This window comes from Thalassospira lohafexi, from assembly GCF_002844275.1.
GTDB classification, from domain to species: Bacteria; Pseudomonadota; Alphaproteobacteria; order Rhodospirillales; family Thalassospiraceae; genus Thalassospira; species Thalassospira lohafexi.
On the sequence record NZ_NXGX01000001.1, the window covers coordinates 562,861 to 584,743 of the forward strand.

The window sequence follows — 21,883 nt, forward strand, 5'->3', positions numbered from 1 at the left end:
GGGCATGGTGGGGTATGGCGAAAGTGTCAGATCAGGTCTGATCGGTGTCAGACGGACCCTTTCTTTTCCTTGGGCGGGTTGCGGCGTAGTTCGGCGGCGCCGGGGGTGAGGCGGACGAAGGTGCGGTCGGGCAGGCGCAGATCGACGATCAGGACATCGCGTTCAAGCAGGTCATGTTCGCTATCAAGCACCGCAAGGCGTTGCCATGCCTTGTCCATGTCCTTTTCGGGCAGGCGGACATACATGCCGTTGGCAAGTTGAATGTTCCAGCGGCGGTGGCCGATGCGCTGAGCACCCGTGACCTGATCATAGAGATGGGGTACTGATTTGATGATGCTGAGCATCTCGGCGGCATGTTCGGGGGCGTCGTCACCGACCAGAACCGGCAGGTCGAGATAATCGCCGAGTTCATAGTTCTGAAGCTGCGCGCCATCGCCATCAATCAGCACATGGTTGCCTTGATCTGTCTGCCAAAGGGCCAGCGGGCGGCGTTCGACGATCGAGACAATCAGGGTATCGGGCAATTGGCGTTCAACAGCAGCCGTGCGCACCCATGAAAGCTGTTCGATCCGTTCGCGCGCACTGTCGACGTCAAAGGTAATGATCGGGGTGCCGGGCTTTTTGCCGATGGCGGCCAACAATGCGTTGGGATCGGTTTTTTCGCGGCCCGATACTTCGATGTTTCTGACCGTCATGCCAAAATCCGCCGACAGGCGAATGGCTTCGTTCTGGGCGATGGTTAGCCACGCATCGGCACGCCCGGTTTGCCAAAGCGCAATCGGGCCAAGCGTAAAGACACCAATGAAGCCGGTCCACCAGACAACACGCGCGATCCGTTTGACGTTCGAGGCAACGCTATGTTGCTTATCAAGCTTTTCACGGCGTTCGCGCGCCTGTTCTTCGAGCGTGCTTGATGTTCCTAACGCTCGCATGAGGCGTCCTCCACCATCCATGCGACGATGTCGGCAAAACTAAAGCCGTCATGGCGCGCCGCATCGGGGACAAGCGATGTCGGGGTCATGCCGGGCTGGGTGTTGATTTCAAGAATGGCCAGACGGTCGTGTTTGGGGTCATAGCGGAAATCGGCCCGTGCAATGCCCCGGCATCCCAGCGCGCGATAGGCGGCTTCGGCGTTTTGGCGCAGTTTGGTGCGCAAATCATCGGAGATATCGGCAGGCACGACATGTTCGGAGCCGCCCTGGGCGTATTTGGATTCAAAATCGTAAAAGGCATGGTTGCCGGTCAGGATTTCAATGACCTCCATCGCCTCACCATCCTTGACGGCGACGGTCATTTCACGGCCCGGCACGAATTCTTCCTGCATGACGCCAGCCCCATGCACCCAGTCACGGGAAAGCATGTTTTGTTCTTCCTCGGCCGTCAGGATGATTTCAACCCCGACAGACGACCCTTCGTTATTGGGTTTGAGAACATAGGGCGGGGGCAGTGCCGCACCCTTGGCAATTTCATCGCGCGTCACCCAGACATGGCGGGCACAGGGAATGTCATATTCCATGAACATCGCCTTGGCCGACATTTTGTCCATGGCAATGGCGGACGCGCGCACACCCGAATGGGTATAGGGAATGTCCATGATTTCCAGCAAACCCTGAACCGCCCCGTCTTCGCCCCAGCGGCCATGCAGGGCATTGAAAATCACATCGGGTTTGGGATCAATGGCGGTAAGCTGTGCCGCCAGATCGCGGGTCGCGTCAATTTCAGTAACCTGATAGCCCTTTTCATGGAGCGCCTTGATGCATTCGCGCCCTGATGACAAAGATACTTCGCGTTCGGCCGACCAACCGCCATAAATGACTGCGACATGTTTGCTCATGCGTCTTTTCCTATGATTGAGTGGCCAAGGCGTTCGCCAATGCGCCGGATTTCCCAGCGCAAATCAACGCCACTGTGGTCTTTGACCCGTTTTTTGACTTCATCGCCCAACTGTTCAAGATCAAAGGCGGTGGCAGTGCCGAGATTGATCATGAAGTTGCAATGGTGCGGGGACATTTGCGCACCGCCAATGGTCAACCCACGACACCCGGCGGCATCAATGAGCTCCCACGCACGGTCCGGTGTCGGATTGGCAAAGGTTGATCCGCCAGTGCGCGATTTGATCGGCTGTGATCCGGCGCGGGTATCCTGAATTTCGGCCATGCGGTTGGCGATTTCGTCAGGGTCGCCGGATGTACCACGCAAGACGGCGGATGTGAAAATCCAGTCATCGGGCACGCCGCAATGACGATAGGATAAATCCATGTCGTCGGGGGTGACGGTATGAAGGCCACCCTTACCATCAATGGCGGTGGCGGAGACCAGAACATCCTTGATTTCGGTGCCATAGGCCCCGGCATTCATCCGCAGTGCCCCGCCAATGGTGCCCGGAATGCCCGACAGGAATTCCAGCCCGGCAATACCGGATTGTTGGGCGGTTTGCGCAACATTAAGATCGAGCGCACCGGCCCCGACATGAATGTCGCCATCCTTGAGCACGGCATCGGTAAACGGACGGCCCAGACGGATGACAACACCTCGAATGCCACCATCACGGACCAGAAGGTTTGAACCCACCCCGATGACCGTCACGGCCATATCGGCGGGCTTGTTTTTCAGAAAACCGGCAAGGTCGGCCTCGTCTGCGGGGCGGAACAACACATCGGCCGGGCCGCCGACCTGAAACCAGGTGACCTTTGACAATTGTGCGCCTTCGCGCAGCTTGCCACGGACCTTGGGCAGGCGATCAATCAGAGGTGTGTGGTGTCCCGGCGTGCTCATGACAATCTCAGTTTTTCAGGGCTTCGAGTTGGGCGGGCAGGGCGTTGGCCCATGCGCTGATGGAGCCGGCACCAAGGCAGACAACCAGATCGCCCGGTTTGGCCGCAGCGGCGATGACTTCGGCCAGTTTTTCCGGTCCTTCAAGCGCGCTGACATGGCGATGACCCCGGTTGCGCAACCCTTCGACCAGTGCATCGCGCGATGCGCCTTCGATCGGGGTTTCACCGGCTTCATAGACATCGGCGACAATGACGTTGTCGGCATCGTTAAAGCAGGTGCAGAAATCTTCGAACAGGTCATGCAGACGTGAATAACGGTGCGGCTGCACCACGGCGATGACATTGTTCTGGGTCGCCTGACGGGCGGCTTTGAGCACCGCCTTGATTTCGACCGGGTGGTGACCGTAATCGTCAATGATGGTGACACCATCAACCTCGCCGGTTTTGGTAAAGCGGCGTTTGACCCCGGTAAATCCGTCAAAGGCGGAGACGATTTTCTCATCGGGGATGCCCAGTTCAAGGGCGACGGTGATCGCCGCCAGCGAATTGGACACGTTATGGTCGCCAACCATCGGCAGGCGGACATCCTTGATGATGCGTTCTTCGCTGTCGACCCGTTCGCGGATCACGACGTCAAAGACGCTGTCGGAGATGTTGGTGCGCACATTGGTTGCGCGGACATCGGCCTGTGGCGAGAAGCCGAATGTGAAAATACGGCGGTCGGTGACCCGGCCAATCAGGGCCTGAACTTCGGGATGGTCGATGCACAAAACGGCAAAGCCGTAAAACGGGATGTTTTGAACAAAGTTTTTAAAGGCTTCGCGCAGTTGGTCGAAGTCCTTCCAGTGATCAAGATGTTCGGGGTCGATGTTGGTGACAACCGAAATGGTCGAGGGGACCTTCACAAAGGTGCCATCCGACTCATCGGCCTCAACCACCATCCAGTCGCCATCGCCAAGGCGGGCATTGGTGCCATATGAATTGATGATGCCGCCATTGATCACGGTCGGATCAAGTCCCGCTGCATCCAGCATGGTGGCAACAAGTGATGTGGTGGTGGTTTTGCCGTGCGTGCCGCCAACTGCAATCGCGGCCTTAAGGCGCATCAGTTCGGCCAGCATTTCAGAACGGCGGACAACCGGGATCATATCAGCACGTGCGGCGATGACTTCGGGGTTGTCAGATTTAACCGCGGTTGAAATCACAACCACGTTGGCATCGGTGATGTTGCCAGCTTCGTGGCCGACAAAAACCGTGATGCCAAGACCGCGCAGGCGCTGAACATTGGCATTGTCAGAGATGTCAGACCCTTGCACCGAATAGCCAAGGTTATGGAGAATTTCGGCAATACCGGACATACCGATGCCGCCAATACCGACAAAATGGATGGTGCCGATGTTGAGCGGCAGGGTGTTCATTGCGTGTCTCCTTGGTCTTTTTTACTTATGTTTTCTGCATCTGGTGTGCCTGCCGGGTTGAGACCCAGCATATCAAGCACCATATCGGCCAGCCGTTCGGCAGCATTGGCGCGTCCGGCGGTTTTGGCGGCCTTTGCCGCACGGGTCAAGGCCGCCGGATTGCGTAACAGCTTTGCCAGCCGGTCGGTGACGGTTTCACTGGAAAAACGGTCTTGCGGCATAAGCCATGCACCACCGGCGTCTTCGACCTGCTGGGCATTAAAGCGTTGATGATCATCAATGGCATGCGGCAGTGGCACCAGCAAACCGGGACGCCCGGCGGCGGTCAGTTCGGCCACGGTTGATGCGCCGGAACGGGCAATCACCAGATGGCAATCGCGCAGGCGTTCGGGGATGTCATCGATAAAGGATGCCAGTGTGACATCAATGCCCGACCCGTCATAGGTCTTGCGCACCGCATTGATGTCTTCGTCGCGGGCCTGCTGGGTGACGACAAGGCGGGTGCGAATGCCTTCGGGCAGGTTGACCAGCGCGGTCGGCAGGATTTCGGAAAGAACGCGCGCCCCCTGTGACCCGCCGGTGATCAGAAGTTTGATCGGGCCGTCTTCGGTCGGCACGTCATAGGTGCTGTTGGCGAGGGCGGCGACTTCGGCGCGCACCGGGCTGCCAGTCCAGATGACCTTGTTCTGATCATTTGGGTCAATCAGGGTGACGGTGGGGAATGACGTGGCAATGCGTTTGGCCGCCCGTGCGACCAACCGGTTGGCACGGCCGAGAACCGCGTTTTGTTCGTGAATGGCAAACGGAATGCCCAGCCACTTGGCCGACATGGTGGCGGGGATGGAGGCATATCCGCCAAAGCCGATGACGACAGCCGGTTTGGCCTTTTTAATCATCGAGCGGGCTTTGAGCGTGCCAAGCCCAAGACGGGCAGCACCCATCAGGCGGCCTTTAAGGCCCTTACCGGCAATGCCACCGGCGGGCAAGATGATGGTTTGCACCCCATCGACCCCGTCGGTATAGCGCGCAGCCCGGGCATCGGTGAAAAACAGCACCTTTGCGCCGCGCCGCACCAGCGCCTTTGACAGGGCGACGGCGGGGAACATGTGACCGCCCGTTCCGCCGGATGTCACAGCGATGACTTGCCCGGCAAGCGGGGCGTCATTGGCGGTGGAAATATCAGGTTGTGTGAGTTTCGTCATCTCGTCCACATGTTAAACGACGGCACGCGCCAAGGTTCCCCCATCAAAACCCGATAAAGGTTAATATCCCTTCAAGCGGGGGCGTTTATAGGGCGGGAATTTGTCGTTTTTTTGGGACGGGGGTGTCGTTGGGATGTTTGAGGGCGGGGCGGGTTTGATATGGCCCTTAAGGCTGCATTTGTGGTGGGGTGGACTCCCGCCTTCGCGGGAGTGACGGTGTTTTGTGTGGAGGAGATCGCGCCTTTGGCGTCATTCCCGGCTTCCTGTGCAAGATTACACCTGCCGATCGCAAAGTTTTCATGCTCCAGTATCGGACGAACGCGGGCGAGCGGCGCAAGCCTGCATTGGGTTTGTAAGGAGAATTGGCCGTTGAGCACGTCCGCTTATTGGCACAGAGTTGGTTGGTTGCGGTACGCCGGTGTGGCAACCTGCCACTTGCAAGGGCTGGACAATCATGCCCGTTACGGGTATAGTTTTGAAGGTGAATGAGTATGGACGTCTTGAAGCGAAAGGACTTTGCACGGTGGCAGGCGGGCGAGAAACTGTCAGATGCGGCGCTATGCAAGGCGGTCCAGGAAATGGAAAGCGGACGGATTGATGCCGACTTGGGCGGCCACCTCTACAAAAAACGGGTCGCCCGCCCAGGTGGAGGTAAGAGCGGTGGCTACCGCACATTATTGTCGGCTCGTGTTGGCCACCGTTATGTATTTCTGCATGGGTTCCCGAAAAGCGACAAGGCGAACGTCACGCGAGACGAGAAAAAAGCACTGCAATATGCTGGAAAAGTATTTCTGGAGCTATCAGCCAAGGAGTTGGTAAAGGCATTGCAGGCGGGTGTTTTACTGGAGGTGTGTTGTGACGAGCAAAATCATTGAATCCCTGCGCGGTGATCTGGCCGCATTGCACGATGCTGGCGCGATCAGCAAAGTGACGATGCGTGAATTCGACGCGATCTGCCCGCCGCCGGTGCGCAAGTTCAGCGCCGACGACATCAAGCGTCTGCGTGAAGCGCTGCACTTCAGTCAGCCAGTGTTCGCCCATCATCTGCACACCACCGCCTCGACGGTACGCAAGTGGGAACAGGGTGAAACGCATCCAGCGGGCCCGGCGCTCAAGCTGCTCAACGTCATCGCTGACAAGGGCTTGCAGGCCATTATCTGATGAGTGTAAGCCGGAGATACAGATAGCGGCGTCAGAAAAAGCCTATAAGTTTGTCTTAAGGCTTTGAGGTTGGCGGGCGTAAGCCTTCCCTCATTGTCCAAAGAAATTGAAAAAGCTCATCCTTGTGGTGGGCTTTTTCTTTTTTCAGTTGGGTATGGTTTCGCACTTTAAACGTGTCGAATGATCGCATGGGTGTCTATGGCTACAACTGTCGCGAAATCCCTCCGTCGACTTTCTGTTCGAGAACAAAAGAACGCGTTCTTCTTTTCCATGTCTTTTCGGCTGTGTGGGACTGAGGTGAGATGGGGCGAGCGGTGTATGCGGCACGATGGATTCCCGCCTTCGCGGGAATGACGGTCTAAGGGGTGACATAATCCGATACCAAAATATCGTCACTCCCGCGTAGGCGGGAGTCCCCCTTTTGCAAGGTTTGTGGGTTTGTAAGCCGTTATTCGCCCGGACGTTTGCGGGTGAGCGCCAGAACGAAGCCCATGCCAATCGCAATGCCGATGGTGGCCGAGCCGCCGTAGGAGACAAACGGCAGGGTCATGCCCTTTGGCGGGACCAGTTGCAAGGTCGAGGCCATGTTGATGACCGCCTGCAAGCCGAACTGGACCAGAATGCCGGTTACCGCCAGCACGACGAACAGGTTGCGTTCCCCCATGAGGCGCGAGAGGCCGCGCATGATGATGAAGGCAAAGACGCCGACGACCAGCACACAGAACAGCAAGCCGAACTCTTCGCCCGCCACGGCAAAGATAAAGTCGGAATGGGCATCGGGGATCGAGTTTTTGACCCAGCCTTCGCCCGGTCCACGGCCCATGATGCCGCCGTTCATGAAGGCTTCCATCGAGCGTTCGATTTGATAGTTGTCGCCCGAGGCAGGATCAAGGAAGCGGTCCACACGTGATTGCACGTGCGGCAGGATCAAATAGGCACTGACCGCAAGGCCAACCGCCCCCAAGCCCAGACAAAACACCAGAATGATTGGAAGGCCAGCCAAGAAGATTTGCACCGACCAGATGGAGGTTACCACCACCGTTTGGCCAAAGTCAGGCTGGATCATCAGAAGGAAGATGCAAAGTGCCAGCATCAGGCTGCTGACGATGTAGCCGGGGAAATTGGGGTTAAGCCGACCTTCGGCGAACATCCATGCCACGACAACCGCAAAGGCCGGTTTTAGGAACTCGGACGGTTGGATCGTGACGCCTGCAAGGTGGATCCAGCGTACAGCCCCCTTGATCTCGGACCCGATGAACGGGGTGATGATCAAAAGGAAAATGACGCCAAGGAACATGATGGAGGCCAGCCTTCGGACCCATTTCACCGGCAGCAGTGAGATCGAGAACATGCAGGCGGCAGCAAGACCGAGAAAGACAAACTGGCGGGTGACGAAGTGGAAGCTATCGACATTGATGCGGTCGGCCACCGGCGGGCTTGCCGACATGACCAGAAGTGCGCCAATGCCCATCAGCAAAATGATGGCGGCAAGAAACCAGCGATCGACCGTCCACCACCAGATGCCCAGAACGGAGGTGTCCGCGCGGGAAAAGGCAATATTGGTATTATGACCAAACAGCGATTTCATGAGCGTTCCTGCGCGTTGGTGGCGAGATGGGCATAAATGTCGCGGAAGGCATCGCCGCGGGCTTCGAAACTTTTGAATTGATCAAACGACGCGCAGGCCGGGGTCAGCATGACCACCGGGGCGTCATCGCCATGTTGACGGGCATCTTCAAACGCCGCCTTGGTGGCGACATCAAGGGTTTGGCATTTTTCCCACGGCAGATCGGTGCCCAGTGTATCGGCAAACGCGTTGGTTGCCGCCCCGATCAAATAGGCTTTTTTGATGTTGGGGTAAAATGCCTCAAGCCCGGCGATGCCGCCTTCTTTTGGTTTGCCACCGACAATCCAGTAGATGTTCTGATAGGCCGAGAGTGCCTTGGCCGATGCTTCGGCATTGGTGGCCTTGCTGTCATTGACAAAGACAACGCCGTCAATGGTGCCCAAACGTTCCTGACGATGAGCGAGGCCGGGAAATGACAGGATGCCATCAATGATCCGGGTGGCATCGACACCGCGTGCACGGCACAGCGCATAGGCAAAGGCAATGTTTTGCCAGTTATGTTTGCCGGGCATCCGGGTGACGGTGGTGAGATCGAGAATACGGGTTTTAGCCCCGGAAATATCATCAATCAACCAGCCATCAGAGACATAAATGCCGTGATCAACCGGCTGATTGATCGAAATTTCGATGATGTGGCGGCCGCCTTCGCGGGCCAGTTCGACCGACATTTTGGCACAAGGTTCATCATCAATTGAAATGATCGCCCATTTCGGGCCCTTGTTGCGCGCAAAGATTTGATGTTTTGCGCCGATATAGCCATCCATCCCGCCGTGACGATCCAAATGGTCGGGTGTGATGTTTAAAAGTGCGCAGGCATCAAAGGCGGCCTCGGCCAGAAGGTCAAGCTGATAGGACGACAGTTCAAGCACCAGACAGTCATCAGGACCAGATGGTTCAAGACCAAGGGCGGCGTTGCCAAGGTTGCCCCCGGCCTGCGTTTTGATCCCGGCACCGGCCAGAATATGGGCGGTGAGGGCGGTGGTGGTGGATTTGCCGTTGGTGCCCGTGATCGCCAGGGTCGGCACATCGGGTTGGGCGGTACAGAGCAATTCAACGTCGCAAATGATCGGAACACCAGCCCGGCGGGCCTTTTCAGCGGCGGCGTGGGGGGTTGGGAAGGTGGACGGGATGCCGGGACTTATGATCAGCATGTCGGGTTCGGTCCAGTCACACTCAACCAGATTGATCGGGGCAAGGCCCAATGGCTCGATCAGATCGCGGCCCGATGGATTATCATCCCACGCCCAGACAATCGCACCGGCATTGATCAATGCCTTCACACTGGCAAGACCCGATTTGCCGAGCCCCAGAACCGCGATGGTTTTGCCGCGCAAGTGTGACAGATCAATCAAGGGTGTTTTCCTTAGCGAAGTTTAAGGGTGGCAAGCCCGACAAGGGCAAGGATCACGGCGATGATCCAGAAACGAATGACGATGGTTGCTTCCTGCCAGCCCTTTTTTTCAAAATGGTGATGCAGCGGGGCCATGCGAAACACGCGCTTTCCGGTCAGTTTGAAGGATCCGACCTGAATGATCACCGACAGGGTTTCAAGCACAAACAAACCGCCAATGATGGCCAGAACCAGTTCGTGTTTGGTGACAACCGACACAGCACCCAACGCGCCGCCCAAGGCAAGCGAGCCGGTATCGCCCATAAACACCATGGCAGGCGGGGCGTTGTACCACAGGAAGCCAAGGCCAGCGCCAACCAGCGCGCCAAGGAAGATGGTGAGTTCCCCTGATCCGGCGACGTAATGGACCTGAAGATATTCGGCAAACTGGATGTTACCGATCAAATAGGTGATCAGCGCAAAACTGGCCGCGGCAATCATGACCGGCACAATGGCAAGCCCGTCGAGCCCATCGGTCAGGTTGACGGAGTTTGACGCCCCGACCATGACAAACATGGCAAACGGGATAAAGAACCAGCCGAGATCAAGCAGGTAGTTCTTGAAAAACGGGAAGGCCAATGCGGTCGAAAGCGGATCGGCGGTGTTGTAGGAAATCCAGAACGCGGCAAGGGCGGCAATGGAAAACTGACCGAGCAGCTTTATCTTACCGGGTAATCCCTTGGTGTTTTTCTTTGACACTTTGAGGAAGTCATCAAGGAAGCCCAGGAAACCATAGCCGATGGTGACGAGCAAAACCGCCCAGACATAGGCATTGGTCAGATCGGCCCACAAAAGGGTGGCGATGGATGTTGAAATCAACAGCAAAAGACCACCCATGGTGGGCGTGCCTTTTTTGGTCAGAAGGTGACCTTCCGGGCCGTCTTCGCGGATCGGCTGACCTTCGCTTTGTTTGGACCGCAACCAGCGGATCAGGGACGGACCCAGAACAAAAGCAAGGATAAGCGATGTTATGATCGCGCCGCCTGTGCGGAACGTGATGTACCGAAACAGGTTGAAAACCGGCATCTGATCGGCCAGCGGATAAAGCAGATTATAGAGCATTGCTCTTGTCGTTCCTTCTGCGACGAATTTCTATTGGGGTGCGGGTTTGTCGACCACGCCGCCCGATTTTAACGCCGATACAATTTTCGAAACGTAAATGCCAAGCGATCCTTTGATCAAAACCACGTCGCCGGACTTAAGATCGGCCTTAATCGGCGCAATTGCGGCATCCGCAGTTTCAAAATGTCCGGCATTTATGGCGTCTGGCAGGGTTTTATCAAGCTCAGCCATCAAGGGACCGACACAATAGACCCGGTTAATTTCCATCGCGGTCAGCGGATGATGAAGGTCAGCATGCATTTTAACCGCATCATTGCCCAGTTCGCGCATGTCGCCCAGAACCGCGATCTTGCGACCACCCTCGGCGGGTTTGGTTTGGGCAAGAACCTTGATCCCGGCCATCATCGAGGTCGGGTTGGCGTTATAGGCGTCATCAATCAGGGTAAAGGTGCCATCGCCCGAGGGCAGTTTGACCGTGGATGTTTCGCCCCGGCCCGCAGGCGGGGTGACATCGGCCAGATCGCGCGCGGCGCGTTCGACATCCGCACCAATGGCCGCGACACAGCCCAGAACGGCGAGTGAATTGACCACCCAGTGTTCGCCGGGGCAGCCAATGAAATATTCCAGTTCATGGCCATCAATGCGCGCGCGCACCGCACTGCCATCATTGACGATGTTGGCTTCAAACAGGCGGTAATTGGCAACCGCATCGGTGCCAAATGATTTGATGTCGGTCAGGCCCAGTTCCTTGGCCCGGCGTGCCAGTGCGAAATAATGCAGATTGTCACGGTTGAGGATGACCGCGCCATTTTTGTCCAGACCGTCAAAAATTTCGGCCTTGGCCATGGCGATTTCGGCTTCGTCCTTGAAATATTCGGTATGTGCGCCGACGACGGTGGTGATCATGGCAACCGATGGTTTGACCATCTTGACCAGCGGGCTGATTTCGCCGGGATGGTTCATGCCGATTTCAAGCACGCCATATTGCGCATCGACCGGAAGGGTCGCCAAGCTGATCGGAACACCCCAATGGTTGTTAAAGCTGGCCGGGCTGGCGTGGGTTTTGCCCTGCTGGCTGAGCACATATTTTAGGGCTTCCTTGGTGCCTGTTTTACCGACACTGCCGGTGATGGCGACGATTTTAGCGTTGCTTCGTGCGCGCCCGGCGTCGCCCAGACGGTTCAGGGCGGCCATGGTGTCATCGACCAGAAGGATTTTATCGGGATCGGTAATGCCGGTGGCATCATCGACCATGACGGCGGACGCACCAGCATCAAGGGCGGCCTGCGCAAATGTGTGGCCGTCAAAATTCGGGCCCTTAAGGGCGATGAACAGATCGCCCCTGGTGACCTTGCGGCTGTCGATTGAGATGCCCGATACCGTCCAGTCGCCGGATGTTGTGCCACCGGTTGCGGTTTGGGCATCTTGTGCCGTCCATAAAACAGCCTTGGTCATAGGGTTACTTTCTTTCTCATCAGGCCGTTACGACCAGGGTGCCGTAACGGGAATTTATGGTCAGTTGCCACCGGCAAGGATGCTGCGCGCAACCGATGCATCATCAAACGGCATTACCTGATCGCCGATGATCTGGCCGCGTTCGTGGCCCTTGCCCGCGATGATCAAAACATCATTGCGTTGCAGGATGCCGATGCCGCGTTTGATCGCATCTGCGCGGTCGCCGATTTCAATGCCGCCGTCACATGCCTTTTTGATGGCAGCGCGAATGGTGGCGGGATTTTCGCTGCGCGGGTTGTCATCGGTGATGATGGCAATATCGGCGAAATCCTGTGCGACCTTGCCCATCAAGGGGCGTTTGCCGGTATCACGATCCCCACCCGCGCCAAAGACACACACAATGCGTCCCTTGCAATGGGGACGGACAGCCTTGATCACGGTTTCAAGCGCATCGGGGGTATGGGCGTAGTCAACAAAGACCGGTGCGCCAAAGCTGGTTTTGCCAACCAGTTCCATGCGGCCACGCACACCTTCAAGCTTTTCAAGGGCGAGAACCGCCGGGTCGATATCGGCACCCGATGCGATGACAATCGCAAGGGCGGCGAGCGCGTTCATCACCTGAAAACTGCCCATCAGCGGCAGATGAATTTTGTATTCACCCTTGTTGGCCAGAAGGGTCAGTTTGGTGCCGGTGCTGTCAGGAACAGCCGAAACCAGTTTGATGTCATCGGCATTTTCGCCGTAGGACAGAACCGTCAGGCCGCGCTTTTCGCACATGGCTTTCAGGGTCGCGAACTGTTCGACATCGGCGTTCAGAACCGCAGTACCATCGGCGACCAGAAGGTCGGAAAACAAGCGGGCCTTGGCGGCGAAGTATTTGTCAAAGCTGCCGTGGTAATCAAGATGATCGCGCGACAGGTTGGTAAAGGCGGCCACGGTGACCTTCACCCCGTCAAGGCGATGCTGGTCAAGCCCGTGCGAGCTTGCCTCCATCGCGACGTGGGTGACACCGATTTCAGACATTTCATTTAAGGATTGATGCAGGGCAACCGGATCCGGCGTGGTCAGCGAGCCGGGGATTTTTGCGCCCGCAGCACGAATGCCAAGGGTGCCGATCGAGCCCGACATATTGCCCATGATCGTCCAGAGTTGTTCGGTAAAGATCGCGGTCGATGTTTTACCGTTGGTGCCGGTGATTGCCGCAATGTTGGCAGGTTGCTGCCCATAAAAGCGCGCAGCAAGCTGTGCGTAGCGCTTTCGCGGGTTTTCAACCGGGATCAGGGGAACCGTCGGAGCACTTGGACGGGGCGTTCCGTCCTTGGCCAAAATGGCGGCGGCGCCGAGCTTGATCGCATCGGCGATGTATTTCGAGCCGTCATCCTTGGCACCAGACAGGGCGGCAAACATATAGCCATCCTTTACGGTGCGTGAGTCTGCTGTCAGGCCCGTGATATCCGGGTCCTGTCCTTGGGCATGTTTAAGTGCCGCTTGATCACCTGCCATGAGTTCAGAAAGACGCAAGTTTGCGTTCCCCTTTGCGAAGTTCAATCTGCAACGCTTGCTCGATCTCCGGCGCCTTCGCATTCGCCGGTTCAATGCCCAAAAGGGGAGCAATACGTGTCACAACCTTGCCAACCGCAGGGGCGGACACCCATCCTGCTGTGGCAAATCCATAGGTTTTTTTTGTGCCTTTGGGCTCGTCTAGCGTCACCAGAACCACATATTTCGGGTCCTGCATCGGGAAGGCGGCGACAAAGGTCGACATGCGGGCGTTCTTTACGTAGCGCCCGTTCACCAGTTTTTCCGAGGTGCCGGTCTTCCCGCCAAGGAAGTAGCCCGCCACTTCGGCGTTTTTGCCCGATCCTTCGGTCACAACCAGACGCATCAAGCGACGCATCAGGTCAGACGTTTCTCGGGAAAAGACACGTTCACCAGCCGGGGCACCGTCCTGTTTGAGGATGGTGGACGGGCGGTGAATACCACCGTTTGAAATGGTGGAAATACCGTTGACGACCTGAAGCGGGGTGACGGCAATGCCGTGACCAAAGGCAATGGTCATGGTGTTGATTTCACGCCATGGATTGGGCACAAGCGGCCCGCCGACTTCAGGAAGTTCGATTTCTGGCTTGTCGAGCATGCCAAGCTTTTTGAGGTATTTTTGCTGGGTCGCACCGCCAAAGGCCATCGCCATGCGGGCCGAACCGATGTTCGAGCTGTGGACCAGAATTTCCGGCACGGTCAGCCAGCGGTTCTCGGCGTGGTAATCACGGATCGAGAAGCGCGCAACACGCAGTGGTTCGGTGGCATCAAAAACCGAGTTCAGGTTTGCCGAGCCGGTTTCAAGCGCGATTGCAGTGTTAAACAGTTTGAACACCGAGCCCATTTCATAAACGCCCAGCGTGCTGCGGTTGAACCGCGCATCCGCAGGCGCCTGACCGGGGCGGTGCGGGTCAAAATTGGGAAGGGAGGTCATGGCGATGACTTCGCCGGTGTAGACATCCATCACAAGCCCGGCAGCGCCAACCGCACTGTAGGTTTCCATCGCACTTTCGACTTCTTCCTCAAGCGCGTATTGCACCCGAGTATCGACCGACAATTGCAACGGGCCGTTGTTGATGCGCAGTTCGTTATCGAATTCGCGTTCGGCACCGGCAATGCCGTTATTGTCAATGTCGGTAAAGCCAAGCACGTGTGAGAACAGGCGGCCATGCGGATAAACGCGGCGCTCTTCACGTTGGAAATTCAGACCGGGAACGCCCAGCGAGTTGACTTCATACTGCTGTTCGGGGGTCAGGTTGCGGCGGATCCAGACGAAAGCCTTGCGTGAGCTTAAATGCCGGATCAGCGTATCTCGGTCCAGATCGGGCAGGGCTGTTAGCAGCATGTCGGCAGACTCAACCGGGTCTTTGACCACACGGGCGTCGGCATAAAGCGAATTGGTCGGAAGATCGGTCGCAAGCAGAATGCCGTTGCGATCCACGATGTCGGCGCGTTCGGTTTTAAGTTCGCGCGCATCGGTTCCCGAGGCCACAGCAGGTTCGTTGCCCTGACGCAAAACAGAGGCATCGACCAGACCATAGGTGATCCAGGTAAAGCCAACGATGAACATCGCGCCGGTGATGAAAATGCGGTTACGTGCGGTTTCAATCGCCAGACGTTCACGTTGATCGGGTCCGAGTTCCGGACGATCCCCGCGCAGCCAGTATGAGAAACGCATGAAGCTCATTGCGTGCCTCCTGCGGTGGCGGCGACCGAGGGGGCATCAATGATCATGGCGTCGGCGGCCTCGTCATACATCAGATCGCCCGGTCGGGCCCGCGGGAGTGGCAGGAAGGCAACCGCCTCGCCAAATTTGTCCAGACGATAAAGATGCTGATCGGCATTTTCGGGCAGGTCATCGATGCTGGCCATCTGGAGAATATCGATCTGCGCCAGGCTGAGATATTGCTGGGATAACCGTTCGATCCGTTCAGGATTGTTCAGGTAGCTCCATTCGGCCTGAAGCACATGGATGGTTTCCTGTTCGGCCAGAATGTCGGACTGAATATCAGCGTAGCGTTTTTCAAGGCGTTCGACTTCGTGACTGACCCAATAGGTGCCAGCCCCAATCAGGATGGTCAGAAGCAAGCCGATAATTGTTACTGCGCGGGTCATTCTTTGCCCCCTTGCGCAGTCGTCGCGGGCTGATCGTTGCGGGCAACTGCACGCAGTTTGGCCGAGCGCGCACGCGGGTTGGCGCGAATTTCGTCCTTCTGGCCGGTGACGGCCTTGCGGGTGATGGTCGTGAAGGTCGGCGTTGCGACTTCGGGTTCGCCCGGAAGACGGCGCGACATTTTGTTCGGATCGCCCGAACGTTCCTTCATAAATGTTTTGACCTGACGGTCTTCGAGCGAATGGAAGGTCACAACCACCAGACGGCCACCGGGTTTCAGCAAAGTTTCGGCCGCACCCATCGCGCGTTCAAGTTCGCCAAGTTCGTCATTTACAAAAATGCGCAGCGCCTGAAACGTGCGGGTGGCCGGATCAATGCCGTCCTTGGATTTGCGCACGACCGAGCGTACCGCACGGGCAAGCTGTGAGGTCGTGGTAAAAGGTTCTTCGGCGCGCATTTCCATGATTTTACGCGCGACCTTGCGCGAGGCGCGTTCTTCGCCGTAACGGTAAATGACGTTGGCGATGTCTTCTTCTTCGGCGGTGTTGATGAAATCAGCCGCCGTCGGACCCGCCATCGACATGCGCATATCAAGCGGGCCGTCGGTACGGAATGAAAAGCCGCGATCCGCCTGATCGATCTGCATCGATGAAACGCCGATATCAAGAACGATGCCGTCAACTTGCGGTGCGCCAGCAGCCGGGATCAGTTTACCGATCTCGCCAAAGCAGCCTTCGACCATGTGGAAACGACCGTCGTAATCGGCTTCCATTTTCTGGCCGTTGGCAACCGCAGTCGGGTCGCGGTCAATGCCAAACAGCTCACACTGGGCGGAATCAAGAATGGCGCGGGAGTAACCGCCTGCGCCAAACGTACCATCCACCATGATTTCGCCGTCACCGGGTGCAAGAGCGTCGAGCACCTCGCGGAGCAAAACCGGTTTGTGCGGGCGATCTTCTGTCGCAAAGCTGATGTCCTGATCGCTCATGATGCATCCTCCTCGGTCGGGGCACGCGGGCGGGTGCCGTTCGAGGGTTCAGTCATCGGTTTGAGTTTGAGTGTCGCGCCGCGGTTCAACGTCCGGGTCCGGCTGGCATCTTGCAGGGGTGTAAAGATGTCAGGGTTCCACAGACGGAAGGTGCGACCACGGCCAACAAAGGCGACCTGATCTTCGATGCGGGCATATTCGATGAGTTCGGCGGGCAGAATGATGCGGCCTTCGCCGTCATAAGGCAGCATGTGCGAGGAGCCAAGGATGGTATCGGCCAGATCGTCGGCCTCGTCAGAGAACATGTCGAGTTCATCAAGCGATGCTGCGATGCGCTCCATATGGCTTTCGCTGCAGCCTTCAAGGGCGCTTTCCTTGTGGGATTGATACAGGTAGATGCCAGCGAATTCTTCACGTTCAAGGGCCGCACGGAACCGCTTGGGGACGGATACGCGTCCCTTCCGGTCCAGCTTGTGAATGTGCGTCCCTGTGAACAGCACTTCGCCATTCCCCTGATCAAAAAAACCAAATCAAAAACAGGTTCCCAAATGGGAGGTCAGATGACCGGTTGCTGTTTGAAATGGATATGCCCCGCATGGCACAGAAATTATGCCTGCTTATGGGGTACCATGGGAAATGATGGGGGTCAATGGGATTTGATGGGTTCAGATGTGACGTTTTAGGGTATTCCCAGTGTTTCCGGTGTATATGCAAAAAGCCTGATTTCCGCCAAAAACGCTTTGAATCACGGTGTTATCCATCTCCTGCCCATGAAATCCCAAAGGTGGTCCATGGGAACCCATGGGGGCGCTTAAAAAACGGGTGTATGGGTTCTTATGGACGCGGCGTGTTTGGTGTAGCTTGCGGGCATGACATGCGAAGACAATTTGCGATTTAAGCCCCAATCGGGTTTGATGCGCGGATAAACTCCTGCAAGATGTTCGGATCAGGACGTGTCCTGCGCGGCATGCAGGACGGGACTTAAAGACAGCAACAGATACTGGCGCGGGGCAGCGTCAGTGAGATGAAGGACGCGATTGTTGCGGATAAAAGCTGCCATTTTCTTAATGGGTTGTGCGTTTTTGGCGATATCGATCACGCCAAGCGGCGTGGTTCCCTATGTGCAGGGTGTTCATGCACAAGGTTTGACGCTTGATCAGGCCGGGGGTGGGTCAACCTCGCCCGAGGTGACATCGCCGCAAATGCGCGAACTTCTGCCGCTGATTATGAAGCAACTGCAAAATAACCCTGAACTGATGTCGCGATTTGGCATGGGGGGACTGGGCGGGTTATCCGGTCTGTCGGGTCTTGATGGTGGCAGCGATGGTGATGGTACTGGAATGACCGGCATTCCGGGCACCGGGGCGAATGTTCCCGGCCTGAATGAGGCAATTGCCAAGGCACTGGCCCAAAAAAATGGCGGGACCGGCGTGGTGGCGCAAGGAATCCCAGAACAGGTCAAGCTGTACCGCGAACAATTCCACCCGGTTGATATTGATCAGGATGGCCGCATTGGTGCGGAAGAAGCCGCATCCTATGCCAGCTGGATGTTTCGGCGGCGCGATATCAACGGTGATAGTGTGCTGGTCGTGCGGGAATTTTCCGCCGTTGAACAACTGCCCGGATCGCCCGAAGCCAACCGGCAGCGGCTGCGCACCGAGAGCCGCCGTCTGGAATTATTGTTCGCGCAATATGATACCGACAAGGACAGTATGATCAGCAAGGATGAATTCCTGGCCCAAGCCAAAAGTGCATTTGACGAGAAACGCGGAACCGAACCCGATGTTGATCCGTTTACATTCCAGACGGTACTGCCGTTCTAAGGTCAGGACGGCGTCAAGGAAGTTTCACGCCCCAACAGGTTGTTTCCCGGTTTTGATGGCCGGGTGTATATCAGATGCCGATACCAAAAAACTGACCAGAATTAGCCCGATAATCTGGCCCCGATCAAACGACACGCCAGCGCCGACGGAGAGAGGCCATGGACAGCAACGAATTTTTCGCCCCCGTACGTACGACATCCGATGAGGGCGGCGGCAGCGAAAATGCGACCGTTACAGAAACGCATGGTGGCTCATCTGACGATGCTGCGACAGAAGCGCGTGTTGCGAAGGTGCCCGGTGCCTTGAGTGTTTCCGGCGATGACGCAACGACGATGCCATCGAGCAAACCAGTACAGTCAAAGGCACCACGGACGCCCGTCTGGGTGGATCTTCTGTCGCCGACCAACGAAGAAATTCAGGATATTGAAAAACGGTTTGGCATCGAAGTGCCGACCCGCGAAGAAATGCAGGAAATTGAGCTGTCATCGCGGCTGTACGACGAAGATGGCGCGTTGTTCATGACGGTATCGGTGTTGAACCGGGCGGCATCGGACGCACCGCAAACAGCGGTTGTGACGTTCATTCTGGTCAAGAAAACCCTGATCACCCTGCGCTATGCCGACCCGGTGCCGTTTAAAACCTTTATCCGGCGGGTCAACCGCAGCCCGTCGCTTGCCAGCAGTGCGGACGCGGTTCTTTTCGGGTTGCTTGAACAGATTGTGGATCGATTGGCCGATGTGATGGAACAGACGGCAACCGATCTTGAGGGGCTGTCCAATCAGGTTTTTGCCAGTCCCGAAGACCGCAAATCAGATCAGGGACATCAGGACACCCTGCGTCAGATCGGGCGGGCAGGCAACCTGTCGGGCAAGGCCAAAGACAGTTTGTTGAACCTGCATCGACTTGGCTTGTTCCTGTCGACACAGACGCGGCTTAAAAAGGATGCCAAGGCGCGGCTTAAGATCATTTCGCGCGATATCGTGTCGATTACCGAGCACGCCAATTTCATCGCCAACAAGGTGACCTTCCTGCTGGATGCGACGCTGGGCATGATCAGTCTGGAACAGAACAACATCATCAAGATTTTCTCGGTTGCGGCGGCCGCGTTTTTGCCGCCAACCTTGATTGCGAGCATTTACGGCATGAATTTCGAGGTCATGCCCGAACTTGACTGGCAATTTGGTTATCCGGTGGCGATTGGCTTGATGGTTTTGTCGGCGGTATTGCCGCTTTGGTATTTCAAGCGGAAGGGCTGGCTTTAGTTTCAGTTCACTCACAAAATCAGTTTGCACTTACAAAAGCGCGTGCGGTTTTTGTTGATTTCGTACCCGAAGACCCTGTATAAAATAGGTGTGTCGTACGAACGTGAGTTTGTACACACTTTCCGAGGCCCGCGTTCAACGCGGGTCTTCGCGTTTGTGGGGGACGGATGTGACTTACGTTGCTTATCTGGACGAGTTTGGACACATCGGCCCTTTTACTTCCCGAACAGACCCTAAATTCAAGGAAAGTCCGGTTTTTGGTCTAGCTGGTTTAATTTTGCCAGCGACAGAAATTCGCTCTTTCGGTACTTGGTTCTTTCAAAGAAAGCAAGAATTGCTTGGATGGGAAATTGAGCGTGCAGGTGCGCATCCGGCTACCTGGGAAAAGAAGGGTGCCGCCTTATATACGCTCAGAAATGTACAAAAGTATCGAGAACTGCGAGCACTAACAAACCGCCTCTTCAATAAGATAGAAAAAATTGGAGGCCGGGTTTTCTATGTCGGGACGGAGAAAACTGCACCTGTTGGTGATCACGACCCGAACCGGCTTTACCTCTCGGTGTTAAAAGAGGCTATCAAAAGACTTGATCATTTCTGCGAGAAAGACTGTGACAACGGTTCCTCGTTTCTACTGGTTCTGGATGAACATGATCAACGACAAGCGCTTGTAACCGCAGCAGCTCAGGCCATGTACAACCCGAATGAGCCGCGTCGTCGGCTTATAGAGCCTCCGTTCCAAGTTGAGAGTGATCGATATCAAACATTGCAAGCAGCCGATTGGATTGCTGGTCTCGTTGGGCGGTTGGGAGCTTGCTGGGCGGATGGTAAGCAGTACGAAGACTGGGAACCGTTCCGAACCTATTTTGAAGCACGATTAAATCGTGTTTCAGTACGAAGCGGTGTCCGGACTGGGGTTTTTGCCAGTTTCGTTGATCAGGAATCCAACGATATTGCCAAAAACCTTAAAGAGTAACTGGGGTAGGTGACGGCAAGGAAACAGTCGCAATCCATACTTGGAAGGCTGACTTAACTAAACTGCAAGTGCTTGTCCTTGTCCTTGTCCTCAACAGACGCGTCGAACGCCTGCCCCTAAGCCCGGCGAAATCGTTCGCGATAGTCACTTGGTGCGACGCCCAGATGCTTGATAAAGCAGCGGCGCATGCGTTCATCATCGCCAAAGCCACAGGTGACGGAGATCTGGCTGATGCGTTTTTGGGTTTGTTCAAGGGCGGTTCGGGCCGCTTCGAGGCGCATCAGTTCGATGCTTCGTGCGGGGCTTTGGCCGGTTGCGGATTTGTAGCTTCGCGAAAAGTTACGCGGGCTCATCCCGGCCTGTTCGGCCAGATCTTCGACCGACAGTCGGGTATGCAGGTGTTGCGTGATCCAGCCATGCAGCCCGTCAAAGCGTCCGGTGCTGTCGCGGGCCTGATGTTCGAGCGGCAGGCTGAATTGCGATTGCCCGCCGGGGCGGCGAATAAAAACAATCAGGCTGCGCGCAACGGCAAGGGCGGCCTCACGGCCCAGATCCTGTTCAATCATTGCAACGGCCATATCGATCCCGGTGGTGACTCCGGCCGATGTCCAGACCGGACCATCGTGGACATAAATCGGATCCGATGCGACGTGGCTTTGCGGGAACATGTCTTGTAAGCGTTGGCACCAGCGCCAGTGGGTGACGCAAGACCGCCCATCAAGCAGGCCAGCCGCCCCCAGAATGAACGCCCCGATGCAGACCGATCCGATCCGCGAAACCGTGCTGCGGTGTTTTTCAAGCCAGCCGATCAGATGTCTGTCGCGGGTGGCGTTAAGTGTTTCATCTGATCCGGCGGCGATGAGGGTATGGATTTCATCAGGATCAAGATCGGCAACCGCGATGGTATCAAGGGGAATGCCGGTATCGGTCATCACCGGCCCCCCATGGCTGGATGCCAGAACGGTGCGATAGGCGCGATCACCCGTTGCCGGATCGGTGGCCTCGTGAAAGGCTTGCAATGGGCCGGTGACATCAAGCATGACGGTTTGAGGTGTCAGAATGAAAACAATCAGACGCGACATGGGTATGGGCCTTG

20 protein-coding genes are annotated in these 21,883 nt (G+C 56.5%); 5 read left to right on the plus strand and 15 right to left on the minus strand.

Annotation, left to right across the window (positions count from 1 at the left end):
* Positions 1–47 precede the first annotated feature (47 nt).
* Genes COO92_RS02530 through murG form a run of 5 tightly spaced genes read right to left on the minus strand, consistent with a single transcriptional unit; the run spans position 48 to position 5,394 of the window.
* Positions 48–932, minus strand: a complete 885-nt coding sequence (locus tag COO92_RS02530) for a cell division protein FtsQ/DivIB (protein ID WP_101299594.1) — start codon at positions 930–932, stop codon at positions 48–50.
* Positions 920–1,834, minus strand: coding sequence for a D-alanine--D-alanine ligase (locus tag COO92_RS02535; RefSeq protein WP_101299596.1), 915 nt, complete (start codon positions 1,832–1,834; stop codon positions 920–922). Before COO92_RS02535 ends, COO92_RS02530 begins: the two co-directional genes overlap by 13 nt.
* Positions 1,831–2,775, minus strand: coding sequence for a UDP-N-acetylmuramate dehydrogenase (murB, locus tag COO92_RS02540; protein WP_101299597.1), 945 nt, complete (start codon positions 2,773–2,775; stop codon positions 1,831–1,833). Before murB ends, COO92_RS02535 begins: the two co-directional genes overlap by 4 nt.
* Before the next feature lie 7 nt (positions 2,776–2,782).
* Complete coding sequence (gene murC / locus COO92_RS02545; protein ID WP_101299599.1) at positions 2,783–4,192, minus strand: UDP-N-acetylmuramate--L-alanine ligase; 1,410 nt, start codon at positions 4,190–4,192, stop codon at positions 2,783–2,785.
* Positions 4,189–5,394, minus strand: coding sequence for an undecaprenyldiphospho-muramoylpentapeptide beta-N-acetylglucosaminyltransferase (murG, locus tag COO92_RS02550; protein WP_101299601.1), 1,206 nt, complete (start codon positions 5,392–5,394; stop codon positions 4,189–4,191). Before murG ends, murC begins: the two co-directional genes overlap by 4 nt.
* A 491-nt stretch (positions 5,395–5,885) precedes the next feature.
* Here murG and COO92_RS02560 point away from each other — a divergent pair, with 491 nt between their 5' ends.
* Together COO92_RS02560 and COO92_RS02565 are read left to right on the plus strand one after the other, a co-directional pair.
* A complete protein-coding gene (locus tag COO92_RS02560) occupies positions 5,886–6,269 on the plus strand; it encodes a type II toxin-antitoxin system RelE/ParE family toxin (protein ID WP_101300030.1) in 384 nt (127 codons plus the stop codon).
* Positions 6,250–6,555, plus strand: a complete 306-nt coding sequence (locus COO92_RS02565) for a helix-turn-helix domain-containing protein (RefSeq protein ID WP_101299603.1) — start codon at positions 6,250–6,252, stop codon at positions 6,553–6,555. Before COO92_RS02560 ends, COO92_RS02565 begins: the two co-directional genes overlap by 20 nt.
* Positions 6,556–7,003: 448 nt before the next feature.
* Here COO92_RS02565 and ftsW read toward each other — a convergent pair whose 3' ends face one another.
* From ftsW to COO92_RS02610, 9 genes are read right to left on the minus strand one after another with little or no spacing between them, the layout of a single operon-like run.
* Entirely contained in the window at positions 7,004–8,143 is a 1,140-nt protein-coding gene (gene ftsW / locus COO92_RS02570; RefSeq protein ID WP_022732909.1) for a putative lipid II flippase FtsW, read from the minus strand.
* On the minus strand, positions 8,140–9,534 hold the full coding sequence (murD, locus tag COO92_RS02575; protein WP_101299605.1) for a UDP-N-acetylmuramoyl-L-alanine--D-glutamate ligase: 1,395 nt from the start codon (positions 9,532–9,534) through the stop codon (positions 8,140–8,142). The genes ftsW and murD overlap by 4 nt, the downstream gene beginning before the upstream one ends.
* Positions 9,535–9,545: 11 nt before the next feature.
* Positions 9,546–10,634 (minus strand): phospho-N-acetylmuramoyl-pentapeptide-transferase, encoded by a 1,089-nt coding sequence (gene mraY, locus COO92_RS02580; protein ID WP_022732911.1) that lies wholly within the window; start codon positions 10,632–10,634, stop codon positions 9,546–9,548.
* A 30-nt stretch (positions 10,635–10,664) separates the two neighbouring features.
* Entirely contained in the window at positions 10,665–12,089 is a 1,425-nt protein-coding gene (locus tag COO92_RS02585) for a UDP-N-acetylmuramoyl-tripeptide--D-alanyl-D-alanine ligase (RefSeq protein WP_101299607.1), read from the minus strand.
* A 60-nt stretch (positions 12,090–12,149) separates the two neighbouring features.
* Complete coding sequence (locus COO92_RS02590; protein WP_101299609.1) at positions 12,150–13,610, minus strand: UDP-N-acetylmuramoyl-L-alanyl-D-glutamate--2,6-diaminopimelate ligase; 1,461 nt, start codon at positions 13,608–13,610, stop codon at positions 12,150–12,152.
* Positions 13,597–15,315 carry a peptidoglycan D,D-transpeptidase FtsI family protein gene (locus COO92_RS02595; RefSeq protein ID WP_101299611.1) on the minus strand — a complete coding sequence of 573 codons (1,719 nt, stop codon included), beginning with the start codon at positions 15,313–15,315 and terminating at the stop codon, positions 13,597–13,599. Before COO92_RS02595 ends, COO92_RS02590 begins: the two co-directional genes overlap by 14 nt.
* Entirely contained in the window at positions 15,312–15,743 is a 432-nt protein-coding gene (gene ftsL / locus COO92_RS02600; RefSeq protein ID WP_101299613.1) for a cell division protein FtsL, read from the minus strand. The genes COO92_RS02595 and ftsL overlap by 4 nt, the downstream gene beginning before the upstream one ends.
* On the minus strand, positions 15,740–16,729 hold the full coding sequence (rsmH, locus tag COO92_RS02605; RefSeq protein WP_101299615.1) for a 16S rRNA (cytosine(1402)-N(4))-methyltransferase RsmH: 990 nt from the start codon (positions 16,727–16,729) through the stop codon (positions 15,740–15,742). Before rsmH ends, ftsL begins: the two co-directional genes overlap by 4 nt.
* Positions 16,726–17,229 carry a division/cell wall cluster transcriptional repressor MraZ gene (locus COO92_RS02610; RefSeq protein ID WP_022732917.1) on the minus strand — a complete coding sequence of 168 codons (504 nt, stop codon included), beginning with the start codon at positions 17,227–17,229 and terminating at the stop codon, positions 16,726–16,728. Before COO92_RS02610 ends, rsmH begins: the two co-directional genes overlap by 4 nt.
* A gap of 582 nt (positions 17,230–17,811) precedes the next feature.
* Here COO92_RS02610 and COO92_RS02615 point away from each other — a divergent pair.
* The 3 genes from COO92_RS02615 (at position 17,812) to COO92_RS02625 (ending at position 20,787) form a co-directional block, all read left to right on the plus strand.
* Positions 17,812–18,552 (plus strand): EF-hand domain-containing protein, encoded by a 741-nt coding sequence (locus COO92_RS02615; RefSeq protein WP_240626287.1) that lies wholly within the window; start codon positions 17,812–17,814, stop codon positions 18,550–18,552.
* Positions 18,553–18,710: 158 nt separating this feature from the next.
* Positions 18,711–19,814 (plus strand): magnesium/cobalt transporter CorA, encoded by a 1,104-nt coding sequence (corA, locus tag COO92_RS02620; RefSeq protein WP_101299619.1) that lies wholly within the window; start codon positions 18,711–18,713, stop codon positions 19,812–19,814.
* Positions 19,815–19,983: 169 nt separating this feature from the next.
* Positions 19,984–20,787, plus strand: coding sequence for a DUF3800 domain-containing protein (locus COO92_RS02625; protein ID WP_101299621.1), 804 nt, complete (start codon positions 19,984–19,986; stop codon positions 20,785–20,787).
* Between the two features lie 116 nt (positions 20,788–20,903).
* On the opposite strand, the gene COO92_RS02630 is transcribed toward COO92_RS02625, so the two are convergent.
* Entirely contained in the window at positions 20,904–21,869 is a 966-nt protein-coding gene (locus COO92_RS02630) for a GlxA family transcriptional regulator (RefSeq protein ID WP_240626288.1), read from the minus strand.
* Positions 21,870–21,883 lie beyond the last annotated feature (14 nt).

What these genes read in the sequence shown, in the direction of transcription:
- COO92_RS02530 (WP_101299594.1), bottom strand. Translation starts at nt 932, where the DNA reads ATGCGAGCGTTAGGAACATCAAGCACGCTCGAAGAACAGGCGCGCGAA.
- COO92_RS02535 (WP_101299596.1), bottom strand. Translation starts at nt 1,834, where the DNA reads ATGAGCAAACATGTCGCAGTCATTTATGGCGGTTGGTCGGCCGAACGC.
- murB (WP_101299597.1), bottom strand. Translation starts at nt 2,775, where the DNA reads ATGAGCACGCCGGGACACCACACACCTCTGATTGATCGCCTGCCCAAG.
- murC (WP_101299599.1), bottom strand. Translation starts at nt 4,192, where the DNA reads ATGAACACCCTGCCGCTCAACATCGGCACCATCCATTTTGTCGGTATT.
- murG (WP_101299601.1), bottom strand. Translation starts at nt 5,394, where the DNA reads ATGACGAAACTCACACAACCTGATATTTCCACCGCCAATGACGCCCCG.
- COO92_RS02560 (WP_101300030.1), top strand. Translation starts at nt 5,886, where the DNA reads ATGGACGTCTTGAAGCGAAAGGACTTTGCACGGTGGCAGGCGGGCGAG.
- ftsW (WP_022732909.1), bottom strand. Translation starts at nt 8,143, where the DNA reads ATGAAATCGCTGTTTGGTCATAATACCAATATTGCCTTTTCCCGCGCG.
- mraY (WP_022732911.1), bottom strand. Translation starts at nt 10,634, where the DNA reads ATGCTCTATAATCTGCTTTATCCGCTGGCCGATCAGATGCCGGTTTTC.
- COO92_RS02585 (WP_101299607.1), bottom strand. Translation starts at nt 12,089, where the DNA reads ATGACCAAGGCTGTTTTATGGACGGCACAAGATGCCCAAACCGCAACC.
- COO92_RS02595 (WP_101299611.1), bottom strand. Translation starts at nt 15,315, where the DNA reads ATGAGCTTCATGCGTTTCTCATACTGGCTGCGCGGGGATCGTCCGGAA.
- ftsL (WP_101299613.1), bottom strand. Translation starts at nt 15,743, where the DNA reads ATGACCCGCGCAGTAACAATTATCGGCTTGCTTCTGACCATCCTGATT.
- rsmH (WP_101299615.1), bottom strand. Translation starts at nt 16,729, where the DNA reads ATGAGCGATCAGGACATCAGCTTTGCGACAGAAGATCGCCCGCACAAA.
- corA (WP_101299619.1), top strand. Translation starts at nt 18,711, where the DNA reads ATGGACAGCAACGAATTTTTCGCCCCCGTACGTACGACATCCGATGAG.
- COO92_RS02630 (WP_240626288.1), bottom strand. Translation starts at nt 21,869, where the DNA reads ATGTCGCGTCTGATTGTTTTCATTCTGACACCTCAAACCGTCATGCTT.